17 protein-coding genes are annotated in these 12,149 nt (G+C 53.1%); 9 read left to right on the plus strand and 8 right to left on the minus strand.

Going from position 1 to position 12,149, the window contains the following annotated elements; translation table 11 throughout:
- Positions 1 to 40 precede the first annotated feature (40 nt).
- The 4 genes from K7H09_RS02280 to K7H09_RS02295 all read left to right on the plus strand — a co-directional run bounded on the left by K7H09_RS02280 (position 41) and on the right by K7H09_RS02295 (position 2,580).
- Complete coding sequence (locus tag K7H09_RS02280; protein WP_230803417.1) at positions 41 to 1,093, plus strand: class I fructose-bisphosphate aldolase; 1,053 nt, start codon at positions 41 to 43, stop codon at positions 1,091 to 1,093.
- A 125-nt stretch (positions 1,094 to 1,218) separates the two neighbouring features.
- The gene (locus K7H09_RS02285; RefSeq protein WP_082116848.1) at positions 1,219 to 1,494 is read left to right on the plus strand and encodes a PAAR domain-containing protein; all 276 of its coding nucleotides are present in this window, start codon (positions 1,219 to 1,221) and stop codon (positions 1,492 to 1,494) included.
- A gap of 188 nt (positions 1,495 to 1,682) precedes the next feature.
- Positions 1,683 to 2,144, plus strand: coding sequence for an Hsp20/alpha crystallin family protein (locus tag K7H09_RS02290; RefSeq protein ID WP_022521744.1), 462 nt, complete (start codon positions 1,683 to 1,685; stop codon positions 2,142 to 2,144).
- 37 nt (positions 2,145 to 2,181) lie between these two features.
- Complete coding sequence (locus K7H09_RS02295) at positions 2,182 to 2,580, plus strand: Hsp20/alpha crystallin family protein (RefSeq protein ID WP_022521745.1); 399 nt, start codon at positions 2,182 to 2,184, stop codon at positions 2,578 to 2,580.
- Between the two features lie 80 nt (positions 2,581 to 2,660).
- Here K7H09_RS02295 and K7H09_RS02300 read toward each other — a convergent pair whose 3' ends face one another.
- Positions 2,661 to 3,533 (minus strand): PhzF family phenazine biosynthesis protein, encoded by an 873-nt coding sequence (locus K7H09_RS02300; protein ID WP_230803419.1) that lies wholly within the window; start codon positions 3,531 to 3,533, stop codon positions 2,661 to 2,663.
- Positions 3,520 to 3,732, minus strand: coding sequence for a DUF1127 domain-containing protein (locus tag K7H09_RS02305; protein WP_230803421.1), 213 nt, complete (start codon positions 3,730 to 3,732; stop codon positions 3,520 to 3,522). Before K7H09_RS02305 ends, K7H09_RS02300 begins: the two co-directional genes overlap by 14 nt.
- Positions 3,733 to 3,898: 166 nt before the next feature.
- On the opposite strand from K7H09_RS02305, the gene K7H09_RS02310 reads away from it, so the two are divergent.
- The 3 genes from K7H09_RS02310 to K7H09_RS02320 all read left to right on the plus strand — a co-directional run bounded on the left by K7H09_RS02310 (position 3,899) and on the right by K7H09_RS02320 (position 7,152).
- Positions 3,899 to 5,341, plus strand: a complete 1,443-nt coding sequence (locus K7H09_RS02310; protein WP_230803423.1) for an aminotransferase-like domain-containing protein — start codon at positions 3,899 to 3,901, stop codon at positions 5,339 to 5,341.
- A 42-nt stretch (positions 5,342 to 5,383) separates the two neighbouring features.
- Complete coding sequence (locus K7H09_RS02315) at positions 5,384 to 6,001, plus strand: class I SAM-dependent methyltransferase (protein WP_230803424.1); 618 nt, start codon at positions 5,384 to 5,386, stop codon at positions 5,999 to 6,001.
- Between the two features lie 194 nt (positions 6,002 to 6,195).
- Positions 6,196 to 7,152 (plus strand): zinc-dependent alcohol dehydrogenase family protein, encoded by a 957-nt coding sequence (locus K7H09_RS02320; RefSeq protein ID WP_230803426.1) that lies wholly within the window; start codon positions 6,196 to 6,198, stop codon positions 7,150 to 7,152.
- Between the two features lie 8 nt (positions 7,153 to 7,160).
- On the opposite strand, the gene K7H09_RS02325 is transcribed toward K7H09_RS02320, so the two are convergent.
- From K7H09_RS02325 to pdxR, 4 genes are all read right to left on the minus strand, one after another.
- On the minus strand, positions 7,161 to 7,565 hold the full coding sequence (locus K7H09_RS02325; RefSeq protein ID WP_022521750.1) for a VOC family protein: 405 nt from the start codon (positions 7,563 to 7,565) through the stop codon (positions 7,161 to 7,163).
- A 22-nt stretch (positions 7,566 to 7,587) separates the two neighbouring features.
- Positions 7,588 to 8,190 carry a DNA-3-methyladenine glycosylase I gene (locus K7H09_RS02330; protein WP_022521751.1) on the minus strand — a complete coding sequence of 201 codons (603 nt, stop codon included), beginning with the start codon at positions 8,188 to 8,190 and terminating at the stop codon, positions 7,588 to 7,590.
- 14 nt (positions 8,191 to 8,204) lie between these two features.
- Positions 8,205 to 8,888, minus strand: coding sequence for a phosphatidylcholine synthase (gene pcsA / locus K7H09_RS02335; RefSeq protein WP_342211988.1), 684 nt, complete (start codon positions 8,886 to 8,888; stop codon positions 8,205 to 8,207).
- A gap of 198 nt (positions 8,889 to 9,086) precedes the next feature.
- Positions 9,087 to 10,562 carry a MocR-like pyridoxine biosynthesis transcription factor PdxR gene (gene pdxR / locus K7H09_RS02340; protein WP_230803428.1) on the minus strand — a complete coding sequence of 492 codons (1,476 nt, stop codon included), beginning with the start codon at positions 10,560 to 10,562 and terminating at the stop codon, positions 9,087 to 9,089.
- Positions 10,563 to 10,654: 92 nt separating this feature from the next.
- On the opposite strand from pdxR, the gene K7H09_RS02345 reads away from it, so the two are divergent.
- Both K7H09_RS02345 and K7H09_RS02350 read left to right on the plus strand, forming a co-directional pair.
- A complete protein-coding gene (locus K7H09_RS02345) occupies positions 10,655 to 11,104 on the plus strand; it encodes a GNAT family N-acetyltransferase (protein WP_190374552.1) in 450 nt (149 codons plus the stop codon).
- 10 nt (positions 11,105 to 11,114) lie between these two features.
- The gene (locus K7H09_RS02350) at positions 11,115 to 11,570 is read left to right on the plus strand and encodes a rhodanese-like domain-containing protein (RefSeq protein ID WP_230803430.1); all 456 of its coding nucleotides are present in this window, start codon (positions 11,115 to 11,117) and stop codon (positions 11,568 to 11,570) included.
- A gap of 1 nt (position 11,571) precedes the next feature.
- On the opposite strand, the gene K7H09_RS02355 is transcribed toward K7H09_RS02350, so the two are convergent.
- On the minus strand, positions 11,572 to 11,835 hold the full coding sequence (locus tag K7H09_RS02355; protein WP_022521756.1) for a Txe/YoeB family addiction module toxin: 264 nt from the start codon (positions 11,833 to 11,835) through the stop codon (positions 11,572 to 11,574).
- Complete coding sequence (locus K7H09_RS02360) at positions 11,828 to 12,082, minus strand: type II toxin-antitoxin system Phd/YefM family antitoxin (protein WP_022521757.1); 255 nt, start codon at positions 12,080 to 12,082, stop codon at positions 11,828 to 11,830. Before K7H09_RS02360 ends, K7H09_RS02355 begins: the two co-directional genes overlap by 8 nt.
- Between the last annotated feature and the right edge of the window lie 67 nt (positions 12,083 to 12,149).

Below are 12,149 nucleotides of genomic sequence, written 5' to 3' on the forward strand. Positions count from 1 at the left end.
CACTTACTTTTTGTTACATACAAATATAAAGGAGCTCATCATGACTGATATAGCCGCTTTGCTTGGCAGTGACGCCGAGAGTTTGCTTAATCACACGTGCCAGGGCGTACCCCGCGATAGCTTGCACCTGCCGGGCCCAGACTTTATTGACCGTGTGATGGCGGATAGCGACCGCAGCCCAGCGGTGCTGCGCAATATGCAGAGTTTGTTTAATCACGGTCGTTTGGCGGGTACTGGCTACCTTAGCCTATTGCCGGTAGATCAGGGCATTGAACATTCGGCAGGCGCCTCTTTTGCTCCTAACCCACGCTACTTCGACCCGGCCAATATCGTTGAGCTGGCACTCGAAGGGGGGTGTAACGGCGTGGCATCGACGCTGGGTGTTTTATCATCGGTGGCGCGGCGTTATGCCCACAAAATCCCGATGATGCTCAAGCTTAACCATAACGAAACGTTGAGCCATCCGGCGATATACGATCAGACGCTATTTGCTGATGTAGACCAGGCCCACGACATGGGGTGCGTGGCGGTGGGGGCGACGATTTACTTTGGCTCCCATGAGAGCCGTCGGCAAATCATGGAGATTAGCGAGGCCTTCGAGCGCGCTCACCAATTGGGAATGGTAACGGTCTTGTGGGCTTATTTACGCAATCCAGCCTTCAAGCAGGACGGTACTGATTATCACGCCTCCGCCGACCTCACCAGCCAAGCTAACCATATGGCCGCAACCCTCAAGGCGGATATCGTTAAGCAGAAACTGCCTGAGAACAACGGCGGTTACCGTGCAGTAGGCTTTGGCCATACTCACGACAATGTCTACAGCGAGCTAACCACTGACCACCCCATTGATTTGGCCCGCTACCAGGTTGCCAACTGCTTTATGGGCCGCGCGGGTTTGATTAATTCCGGCGGGGGCTCCAAGGGGCATTCTGATCTCGGCGAAGCGGTGCGCACGGCGGTGATCAATAAACGTGCCGGTGGTATGGGCTTGATCTCAGGGCGTAAGGCCTTCCAGAAACCCATGCAGGAAGGCGTTGAGCTGCTGCATGCGATTCAGGATGTCTATCTCTCTACCGATATTACGGTTGCCTGATGGCTGGCAGTTGGCTAAGCGTAGGCCCTTAAGTGAGCACTAACAAACTTGATGAATATTAATTAATATTAAATAATCGTCCTATTGAGATGTTTAAAACGGCATACGCTTAAAGGAGCTATATCATGAGTGGAAAGCCAGCAGCACGTATTACTGACCTTACCGCGTGCCCTATCCCAGGGCACGGTACAAACCCACTAGTCAGTGGCTCGCCTGATGTTTTTTACGATAGCTTGTCTGCCGCAAGGTTAGACGATAAATCTGCTTGCGGCAGTCCTATTACTCACGAAGTCTCGTCCACCGTATTCGTCAACGGTAAGCCAGCCGCTGTCCTGAGCAGTGTGGGTGCCCACGGTAATGAAGTCATCACCGGATCGGGGACGGTCATCATCGGTAAGTAGTGGTGTCTGCCGCCATTGATCGGAGCGCTGACGGCCGTAAAAAAAGCCTCAAAAATTGCCATACAGACCCTTGAAAATCGACTGACCGCTCCTATTTTTTACATCGTAGAGGCTGCTTCTGTGGGTTGCGTAAGAGGCTGCCTCTTATGACAATTCTCACAGTCTGCTTAACGTAGGAGGTGTTCGATATGTTCGATGATCTCAAGCGTTTTGAAACCGGCTCGCCTCGGCAGTTTGACTGGTTTAGTCAACTGTTGGACGGCTTCTTCCCCGATGGCAATGCGATGGATATTCGTGCGGTGCCGCGGGGTAGTTTCCCGATGATCAATGTGGCGCGTAGCGATGATGCCGTGCGTGTGTATGTGTTTGCTGCGGGGTTGGCACACTCTGATCTGACCATTGATATTCAAGACAATGTGCTGACGCTACGTGGCAAGCGAGACTCTGTGACGAGTGGTAATGAGGATGGCAGCTCGCGCCCGGTATTTCGCCGAGAGCGCGCCAGCGGTGAGTTTGTAAGGGCGATTGCACTCCCCGATGGCTTAGATGCCGAGCGGGCAGAGGCACGCCATGCCCATGGTGTGTTCGAGATCGTGTTGCCTAAACGCGAAGAACTCAAGCCGCGGCGTATTGATGTTCAGGCGGCGTAAATCATGTTTGTTAACCTTGTATAAGGAGGGATAAATCATGAATAACGTTGTTCGTTCATCCAACCACTCCCCGCTTTTACAGCGTGGCGAGGAGCAACCTTCTCAAGAAACCCTGCTGCCAGCGGTGGATATCATTGAAGAGTCCAATGCGCTCAAACTGGTGGCAGATATGCCTGGCGTTACTAATGAAACGCTGAAAATAGAGCTCGACAACAACGTGCTGAGCTTGGAAGGTGAGATAGCGCTAAATATGCCCGAAGGGCTGAGCGCGCTGCACGCCGAGGTTCGCGGCCAGCGTTTTGCGCGGCGTTTTAACCTCAGTCACGAAGTGGACAGTGATGCCATTACCGCCACTCTCGTCAACGGCGTATTGACGCTAACGCTGCCCAAGAAAGACAGCCACCGCACGCGCCGTATAGAAGTGCAGGCGGCTTGAGGCCTGGTCTCCGAGTACAAACTGAGCGAAAAGCCGAGTGTCCGCTAAATAGCGGGCACTCTTTTTTGTGAGGCGGTTGGCTATCGTTCCAGGTAAAACTCGCCTTTGCCCACCACTTTTGCGTTACCGCCCACCGTCACAAGGCCGGGCTTGACCTCGCCATTGGCAGCGGTATGGATAACGCTGGGCCGCCCCATTTCGACACCCTGATGAATTTTGCAGTGCAAGGTGCCTGGTTGCAGTGATGCCAAATAGCCGGTTAAGGCCGCTGCAGCGCTGCCGGTAGCGGGGTCTTCGCAAATGCTGGAATGCATACAAAACATGCGGCTGTGAACTACCGTTTCTGCCCCGCCTTGTTGTTCAATCACATACAGGTAAATCTGGACGGCACTGCTAGACATAACAGCACTTGCCCAAGCCGTCGTAGAAATACGCACGCTCTCTAACGCTGCCACGTCAGTGAGTTCGATCAAATGAAAGGGGAGCCCGAAGGAGGCAATCACCGGATCACCCTTCACCTGATGGATGTCCAATCCCAGCAGCTCAACGGCAGTGGTGCGGTCAATAGTGCTGTCTGTGATCATGGCGGGTTGGGCGGTCTTAAACGTTGCCCTATCTTGTTCATACTTAACCACTAGCTTTCCGATGGAAGGGTGGAGCACAACACCTTGCTCGCGGTTCACTAAATCCAGTTCCCTGAGCAGATGCGCAGTGCCTACCGTGGGGTGGCCTGCAAAAGGTAGTTCACGAGTAGGCGTAAAGATCCGCATCGGGTAGTGATTCGGTTCAGTGGCAGAGCTTAAAAACACCGTTTCGGCCAGGTTAAGCTCATTTGCCAGCGCCTGCATGGTACTGGCTGCCAACCCATCAGCCTCTAGAAAGACGGCCAATGGGTTGCCGGTAAACGGCTGGTCGGTAAAGACATTGAGTAGGTAATACTCAGCGGTTGTCACAATTTCCTCCTTCACGTAGTGAATGATGCCAAAACGGTTTACGGCCCTCTTTTCTCGCCTGTTCGCGGGTGATGCCGATATCATCAAGTAGCCGATCATCCAATGCCAGCAGGTGGCGGCGGCTACGACGGTAGTGATGGTACTGCTGTAGTTGATAGCGCAACTGGTAACGAAGCTGGGTGAGGCTGAAGCGTGGCATGGCTAATCCTCCGTGTTATATGCCCAACCAGATTACTCAGTGCTATCATTTGAATACAGATATAGAGTTTACTGTTTTTAGGATACAGATAGGCGTGTTATACCTCTGTATGGTCGCTGGTCAGGGCATCTGTATCGTTATCAGGCTGTATAGGGGGATGAGTGTCATGACACGCTATGAAGAGGTCGCTGGCATTTTGCGGGAGCGTATCGAGCACGGTATTTACCGTGTAGGCGATCGGCTGCCGTCTATTCGCGCGGTGTGCCAGGAGCTGGACGTTAGCATTTCGACGGCTCAGGAGGCCTACCGTCAACTAATGGACGTTGCATTGATCGAGTCTCGACCAAAATCGGGCTATTTCGTGCTGCCTAGCCGCGTGCCATCGGTGCTGCCGTCGGTCTCACGACCCGCACAGCGCCCGCTGGATATTTCCCAATGGGATCAAGTGCTGGAGCTTGTCGCCACCCAGCGTGATGACGTGCGGCTACTTCTGGGGCGCGGCATACCGAATTTTGATTATGAGACGCTGCGGCCGCTGTCGAAGATACTCGCTGGCCTTCATCGTAGTAATGACCTGCATGGGTTCAACTACGACAAGTTGAACGGTAGCCCTGAGCTTCGCCAACAGGTAGCGCGGCTGGCTATTGCCTCCGGTTGCTTGCTACACCCAGACGACATCATGGTGACCACCGGCTGTCAGGAGGCGCTGGCCATCGCGCTACGCACCCTTACCCAGCCCGGCGATGTGGTGGCCGTGGACTCACCCAGCTTTTACGGCACCATGCAGATTCTTAAGGCCAACGGCTTAAAAGCGCTGGAGATACCCACCGACCCACAAACCGGCATCAGTCTGGAAGCCCTGGAGCTAGCGTTAGAGCAGTGGCCAATCCGCGCGATACAGGTCACGCCCACTTACAACAACCCGCTGGGTTACACCATGCCTGAAGCACGCAAGCGGGCGCTGTTTCAGCTTGCTCAACGCTTCGATGTAGCCATTATCGAAGACGATATCTACGGCGACTTGTCATTTAGTCTGCCAAGACCGCGCACCGTGAAATCCTTCGATGACGACGGGCGCGTGATGCTGTGCAGCGGCTTTTCCAAAACCGTGGGGCCGGGGTTAAGAGTGGGTTGGCTGGCGCCAGGGCGCTACCGTGATCAGGCACTGCATATGAAGTATGTCTCCACCGGTGCTTCAGCCACGCTGCCGCAGTTGGCAGTGGCGGAATTCGTCGCCAAAGGGCACTACGAGCGCCACATCCGTTACGCCACCCGCCAATATCAGCGCCAGCGCGATATCATGATCAGTTGGGTTCAGCGCTACTTCCCCAAGGGCGCGGGCATTAGCTACCCCGAGGGCAGTTTTTTGCTATGGGTAGAGCTACCCGCCGCCGTGGACTGCGTACGCCTTAACCAGCGCTTGGCGCAGCATGCTATCCACGTAGCGCCGGGATCGCTGTTTTCCGCCTCGGGTAAATTTCGCCAGTGCCTACGCTTGAACTATGCGTTTACGCTAACACCCACCATCGAAGACGCCGTGCGCACCGTGGGAGCAATTGCCACTGAAATGGTGGAAGAAGCGCAGGCGCATGCGGTGGAGGTAGAGTGATGGAGCAACATTTTAGCTGTTTAATGCTATGGGAGAGCCATCATGCAATCCAAAGAACACTGGGAGAAGGTCTACACCAAGAAAGCACCCACAGAGGTCAGCTGGTTTCAGGAACATGCGGCACTTTCCGTAAAGCTTATTCGCAATGCTACCCTTCCCGCATCAGCATCAATAATTGACGTGGGCGGTGGTGCCTCAACGCTGGTGGATGACCTGTTAGCGCTTGATTATGAAAAGATAACCGTGCTGGATTTATCGTCATCCGCGCTGGCCACAGCCAAAGAACGGCTTGGCAAGCGTGCATCACACGTCATATGGCGTGAAGAAAATGTGCTGGAGGCTGAGTTTACTGAGCATGGCTATGATGTTTGGCATGATCGCGCCGTTTTCCATTTCCTCACGAGTGCAGAAGAGCGTCATCGTTATGTACAACAAGTGATGGGGGCTGTTAAACCGGGTGGGCTTGTGATGGTGGCTACCTTTGCCGAAGATGGCCCAACTCAATGCAGTGGGCTCCCCGTGGTGCGCTACAGCGCTGGCGAGTTGCACTCAGAGTTTGGCGAGCCGTTCGAGCTTATCGGTCACGAAAGAGAGTCACACCAAACGCCTGATGGCAGTGAACAAAAGTTTATATACTGTCTTTGTAAGAAAATGATGTAACGACGCCTTTATTTAATAGGCCGTTGAAATGCCTGCCGCGCCCGCTCAGCGCGTTCGCGCGTGATACAAGTGAGCGAGTGATCATTGCGCAGCCCCATCACCTTCAATTGACTCGGCGACCAGGCGACACCTTAATCATTCAGCCTTATTTATATGCAGGTAAGCGGAATTGACTCCCTAGATTCGAGGTACCCATGCGTCGTCATGCTCTCACCTATCGCGCGTTCGGAAGGCCACTTGAAACATTGAACATGGAAACCGCGGAAGTTCCACGCCTGGGTCAGGGCATGCTCAGGGTGAAGATGTTATGTGCTCCAGTGAACCCGTCTGATCTGATTCCCATCAGCGGTGCTTACTCGCACCGTATAACGCTTCCCGCGGTCGCCGGCTACGAAGGGGTGGGGCGCGTTATTGACGCACCTAGACAGTATGCCTCTCTGATCGGAAAGCGAGTTCTTCCATTACGAAGCGAGGGCACTTGGCAGACGATTCTAGATTGTGATGCTGCACTCGCAGTACCTGTCCCCGATACCATTTCTGACGCCGTTGCCGCACGGGCCTACATTAATCCCTTGGCTGCCCTGACCATGCTTGAGACTTGGCCTGTCGAGGGAAAACGTGTTCTTCTCAGTGGAGCGGGTTCCAATTGCGCTGACTATCTTGGGGCGTGGGCATATCAGCACGGCGCCAGGGAGGTTATCGGCATATACCGCTCCGAGAGTAGAGTTGCCCGGCTGGAAAAGCTCGGTATTAAACCGGTATCGATTCAGGATATGTCCCTGACCTCGCGTGTGGCCCGTAAGTCTGACGTGGTGTTCGACGCTTTAGGGGGGCCAGTTGCGGCAAATATATTGCAACTCATGGCACCGAAAACGACATTTATCGCCTACGGGTTATTGACGGGACAGGCGATTCAAGTGGATTCGAAACCCAGGGCTCTCTATAGGAAGTTTCATTTGCGCGACCCTTTGTCCAGGATGTCCGCGGAAGCTTGGCAGCAAAAATTCTTGGCTATCTGGGGGCTTTTAGACCAGTCAGCGATGCCTGATTATCAAGTGTTTCCAGGTCAGGACTGGCGGCAAGCTGTCGAGAGGGCGCTTTGCCCGAGTGGCCAGAAAGTGCTTCTGGACTTGTCCACTCTTGGGCAATGAAAGCTGCTTTATGTCAGATCCATAAACGGATTGTAGGCGACTTCCCAGTAATGACCTTCTGGGTCGCGAAAGTAACCGGAATAACCACCCCAGAATACCTCTTCCCCAGGCTTTATAAGCTCTGCGCCGGCGGCAACCGCTTGTTCAAGCACTTGGTCAACGGCCGCTTGGCTGGCGACATTATGAGCCAACGTTATACCGCTGAAACCGCTCGGTGCATCATCAGCAATGCCGATATCTCTGGACAGCGCTTCACGTGGGAAAAGTGATAGCCAGGCCCCCTCCATTTTGAAAAAGGCAACTTCCTCGCTGTCCGTTTCATGCTCCGGCAGGCCCAGACCTTCACGATAAAAACGGATGGCGCGTTGCAGGTCATGTACACCAAGGGTGATCAGACTGATTTTCGGCTTCATGAGGTGCTCCTAATAGATAGCTTTAGCCGGGTCGCTGAAACTGCTGCCGCGACTGCTCTACGCGTTCGCGTGTAATGCAGTTTAGCGAGTGGTCGTTGAGCAGCCCCATTGCCTGCATAAAGGCAAAAGCGGTGGTGGGGCCGAAGAATTTCCAACCGCGCTTTTTCAGTTCTTTCGCCATTGCTACGGATTCGGGCGAGGTGGTCTGAGTCTGTGGTGTCGCTAATTCGGTCGGCTCATAGCGCCAGAAAAAAGCGGCCAAAGAGCCTTCTTGCTCAACCATTTCCTTTGCACGTTGGGCGTTGTTGATGGTCGCTTCGATTTTTCCGCGGTGGCGAATAATGCCTGCATCTTGGAGTAAACGCTGCACATCATCTTCATTAAAGCTGGCGACTTGATGGAAGTCGAAGCGGTGAAAAGCGGCGCGAAAGTTGTCGCGTTTATTAAGAATCGTGCGCCAGCTTAAGCCCGATTGAAAGCTCTCTAAGCAGAGCTTCTCGAATAGCCGCTGATCATCGTCTACCGGGAAGCCCCACTCATTATCGTGATAGGGCAGAAACTCTGCCGCGCCGCCACACCACTTGCAGCGGGGATGCCCATCGGGGGCGATAAAATCGTTGTCCATCAACTGCTCACCTATTAATTGAACCACTCTTGGGCAGTACGCCACAGGCATATGCCGATGAAATAAATCGATGTAATCCCCCACCCCCATAATGCCCAGGCGGCGTGCTCGGGGCTTGAGAGTACTAACGATGTTATACATGCGCACCATACGAGTGTGACGGTGATATTGAGCGGCATGAACTGGCGCACCCGAAAGGGGTGGAGGAATTTCATATTAGTCACGGTGAGGATGGCCAGAAAGGTGATAGCGGCAAAGGTGATAAAAGGCGGGAAATCGAGAATATAGAAATAGGCTGCGGCGATATTCCAGGCGGCAGGAAAGCCAACGAAGTAATTATCCTGGCTTTTCATATCAACATTGCAGAAACAGAACATCGATGAAAGCAAAATAATGAATACTGAGAGCAGTGCAAAATTGGGCGGCAACTCAATAAAGTAGTAGATGAAAAGGGCAGGGATAAAGGCCCAGGTCAGGTAATCAATCACCATATCGAGTGTTGAACCATCGAAATGGGGCAGTATGGCCTTCACTTCATACTTGCGGGCCAGAGTGCCATCGATTCCATCGATCATCATCGCGGCCCCTAACCAGAGCAGGCAGGCGACTGGATTATTGTCGACCAGAGCGAGCAGCGCCATGGTGCCGAGTAGCACGCCGCTGGCGGTAAATATGTGCACGCTCCATGCCTTCCATATCGAGGTGCGGGATTCTGTGTGCGAAGAGAGAAATTGAACCACATTAACCCCATTGGGAACGTGGGTCCCCTTTAAATTGAATTTATAAATAAGCCTGTAAAGAAAGATACACTACTACAAGAATGCTTCCAGAGAATATGTCGGAAGCCTATCCTGTGATGACGTGATTGATACTGGACTTCACACGCTATGCATTCACTAATGGTGTAAGCGCCGCCATGCCTCACTTAACCACTCACCTGCGTTCATTAGTTCGCTTTCAGTCGAGCCCGCATAGCCAAGCACTAACCCAGGGCGCTTATTTTTGGAAAGGTAATAGCGGGAAAGTGGAGAAAGCGTAATGCCTGCTTCACTGGCACGCTTAACGAGCATCTCTTCTTCCTCGATAGTATCGAGTTCAGCTAATAGATGCATACCCGCATGGCCGTCAGAAAGCCGAAGCCCAGCGGCCACTGCAGGCGTTAATGCCGTGCGTAAACACGCTTGTCGCTGACGATAAGCGGTCCGCATACGGGCGATGTGGCGAGTAAAATGCCCGCTGGTAATGAATTCAGCAAGCGCCGATTGCACGGGATAGTTACCTTCACGGTGCAGTCGGGCATGGGCACGTCTGAAGTCATGGGCAAGTGTATCAGGCAGCACCAAATAGCCTAAGCGTAAGCCGGGATAGAGCACTTTACTAAAGGTACCTACATAAATAACCGATGCCTGTTCCGCAAGGCCCTGTAGAGAGGGCGTTGGTGGCGTGCCGTAACGAAATTCGCTGTCGTAATCGTCTTCAATGATCCAACTGCCGGTGCGAGAAGCATGCTCAAGTAATGCCAGTCGCCTGGGCACTGGCATGGTCACGCCGCTGGGATATTGGTGGGAGGGTGTCGCGTAAATTAGCCGAGGTGCTGGCGCATTCTCAGGGGCAAGTGAAGGGTTTAACCCTTCTTTATCGACGGGGATGGGCGTTACCGTTAATCCTGACGCCAGAAAACAGGCCTGGGCGCCGCCGTAACCCGGCTCCTCCATCCAAACCGAATCCCCATGATCGGTGAGTAGTTGGGTAATCAGTTCAAATGCCTGCTGGGCGCCTTGGGTAATCACAATCTGTTCTGGTTGGCAGCGCACCGCGCGGGAGAGTCTTAGATAGTCACAAAGAGCCGCTTTGAGTACAGGTAGACCACCGCTGGTTTGATAATCCATCCATGCCATTTCCGCGTGATAATAGTGACGCCGTAAAAGGCGCTGCCACTGCTCGCGGGGAAACAGGTCGAGCGCCGGGACGCCTGGAGCGAAGGCGCGATGGCCGTGGCTCAACGTTCCGCTGAGTGTTAATAGCTTGTTACCCCGGCTTGAGTAGCGGACAGGCAAAGGTGGTGGAAGCTCGGCTCTGGTTAACAGCGCGGGGAGGTTCGCCACATAGAGCCCTGCTCCCTGGCGGGCAATCAGTAACCCTTCCGCCAGTAGCCGATCCATGGTTGCCAGCACCGTATTACGGCTAATACCCAAAGCGCGAGCCAAGTAGCGGGAAGAGGGAAGCGCATCGCCAGCCGTCAGCTCACCATGTTGAATCCACTCCTTAAGCGAGCAGTAAAGCTGCTGAACAAGCGTGGCTGCTTCATTCGCAGTTAGCCTTAGCGCTAGCGCCTCCGCAATCCAGTCGCTGGCAGCGTCACGTCTTTTCACTGGTTCCCTCAATTTAGCGATAAGTGGCTCTTTATCATAGACCACTATGACGGCAAGCTGTGTTGAATCACCACTCAAAGGGAGCAGTCGTTATGGTTAATGTTCGTTCGGCGGTACTCAATGACTTAGAGCCTCTTAGCGCATTACTTGATGGCTATCGTCAGTTTTATAAGCAACCGAGTGATATTCAGGCGGCGCGTGATTTTTTAGATCAGCGCATGGGGCTAGGGGATTCATTCATTCTGGTTAGCGAGAATAGCGAAGGCATGCTCACGGGGTTTGTGCAACTTTACCCAGGTGTTTCCACGGTGGGCTTAAATGCCCGCTGGACGCTAAATGACCTCTTTGTGCTGCCCAATTACCGTGATAAAGGCACCGGAAGGGCATTAATGGAAGCCGCCACCCAGCTTGCCCATGATCACGGCGTTGTACGTTTGATATTAATGACCCAGGTAGAGAACGAACGCGCCCAACACCTTTATGAATCATTGGGCTGGCAGCGTAATACGGCGTTTTACGGTTATTTGTTGGATATCAAATAAGGGGCAAACGATGACTAACGAGCATCAGTCTGCGGTGCTGGCGTTTCCGCCTGCTAAACCCGCCACAATGGCCGCCGCGATGTACGATAAGCTCTGCTATCACACGGATGCCTGGGATGTGGCGCAGGACTTGGCCAATGGTATTGCAGGTATTGTGGTGATCGATACCCGCAGCTTTGAACACTACTGCGCCGGGCATATTCCAGGGGCAATAAGCTTGCCGCATAAGGAGATGACGCCGGAACGCTTAGCTGGGCTGGATAATACCCTTGTTTACATCACTTACTGCGACGGTATTGGCTGTAACGGCTCAACTAAAGGCGCCTGGAAACTAGCGAGCGCAGGGCTGCAGGTAAAAGAATTGCTCGGAGGGTTGGATTTTTGGCGTCGTGATCAACACCTCATCGAAACAGGTGATCAACAGGGAAGTTTAATAAATGCAGAGCCTGTGGCATGTGGGTGTTAGCTTAGTAATGGTAGCGACAGGCAATGATAGTGAGAGTGGATTCATCGACGGCATAAATCAGACGATGCGAGTCGTCGATGCGTCGTGACCAGAAGCCAGAGAGGTTTTCCCTTAGGGGCTCAGGTTTTCCAATGCCCTCAAAGGGAGAACGCTGCGTATCTAAGATAAGTTTATTGATGCGCTTTAAGGTCTTTTTATCCTGCCCCTGCCAATAGAGGTAGTCGCTCCAAGCTTCGTTAGTCCAACATAGTAAGCGGTTACTCATCCATTAGCTCTCTTGGTTGAGCTTGCCCTGCACGGTATTGAGCAATGGACTTGTTTAAGTGCTCTGCGTTAGCAGGTGAGCGCATCAAGTAAACGGTTTCCATAAGGCTGTTATAGTAGTCAAGTGACATGACCACTGCATCTTCTGCGTCGCGGCGGGTGATAATCGTGGTATCGGCATCATTGACCACACCGTCCAGTACGCCTTTTAGACCATTACGCGCTTCGGTAAACGATATAACACGCATATTTTATATCCTGTACAGTGAGTGGTACAAGTATAGCGCTCTACTTCAATATGTACAGTATTAAAGA

Source organism: Halomonas sp. IOP_14 (genome assembly GCF_021021315.1).
In the GTDB taxonomy this organism is placed as follows: domain Bacteria; phylum Pseudomonadota; class Gammaproteobacteria; order Pseudomonadales; family Halomonadaceae; genus Vreelandella; species Vreelandella titanicae.

Bases quoted from the DNA above. Each gene is read 5' to 3' on its own strand.
- K7H09_RS02310 (WP_230803423.1), top strand. From the start codon at position 3,899: ATGACACGCTATGAAGAGGTCGCTGGCATTTTGCGGGAGCGTATCGAG.
- K7H09_RS02285 (WP_082116848.1), top strand. From the start codon at position 1,219: ATGAGTGGAAAGCCAGCAGCACGTATTACTGACCTTACCGCGTGCCCT.
- K7H09_RS02325 (WP_022521750.1), bottom strand. From the start codon at position 7,565: ATGAAGCCGAAAATCAGTCTGATCACCCTTGGTGTACATGACCTGCAA.
- K7H09_RS02360 (WP_022521757.1), bottom strand. From the start codon at position 12,082: ATGCGTGTTATATCGTTTACCGAAGCGCGTAATGGTCTAAAAGGCGTA.
- K7H09_RS02355 (WP_022521756.1), bottom strand. From the start codon at position 11,835: ATGAGTAACCGCTTACTATGTTGGACTAACGAAGCTTGGAGCGACTAC.
- K7H09_RS02280 (WP_230803417.1), top strand. From the start codon at position 41: ATGACTGATATAGCCGCTTTGCTTGGCAGTGACGCCGAGAGTTTGCTT.
- K7H09_RS02345 (WP_190374552.1), top strand. From the start codon at position 10,655: ATGGTTAATGTTCGTTCGGCGGTACTCAATGACTTAGAGCCTCTTAGC.
- K7H09_RS02330 (WP_022521751.1), bottom strand. From the start codon at position 8,190: ATGGACAACGATTTTATCGCCCCCGATGGGCATCCCCGCTGCAAGTGG.
- K7H09_RS02305 (WP_230803421.1), bottom strand. From the start codon at position 3,732: ATGCCACGCTTCAGCCTCACCCAGCTTCGTTACCAGTTGCGCTATCAA.
- K7H09_RS02290 (WP_022521744.1), top strand. From the start codon at position 1,683: ATGTTCGATGATCTCAAGCGTTTTGAAACCGGCTCGCCTCGGCAGTTT.
- K7H09_RS02320 (WP_230803426.1), top strand. From the start codon at position 6,196: ATGCGTCGTCATGCTCTCACCTATCGCGCGTTCGGAAGGCCACTTGAA.
- K7H09_RS02295 (WP_022521745.1), top strand. From the start codon at position 2,182: ATGAATAACGTTGTTCGTTCATCCAACCACTCCCCGCTTTTACAGCGT.
- K7H09_RS02315 (WP_230803424.1), top strand. From the start codon at position 5,384: ATGCAATCCAAAGAACACTGGGAGAAGGTCTACACCAAGAAAGCACCC.
- K7H09_RS02350 (WP_230803430.1), top strand. From the start codon at position 11,115: ATGACTAACGAGCATCAGTCTGCGGTGCTGGCGTTTCCGCCTGCTAAA.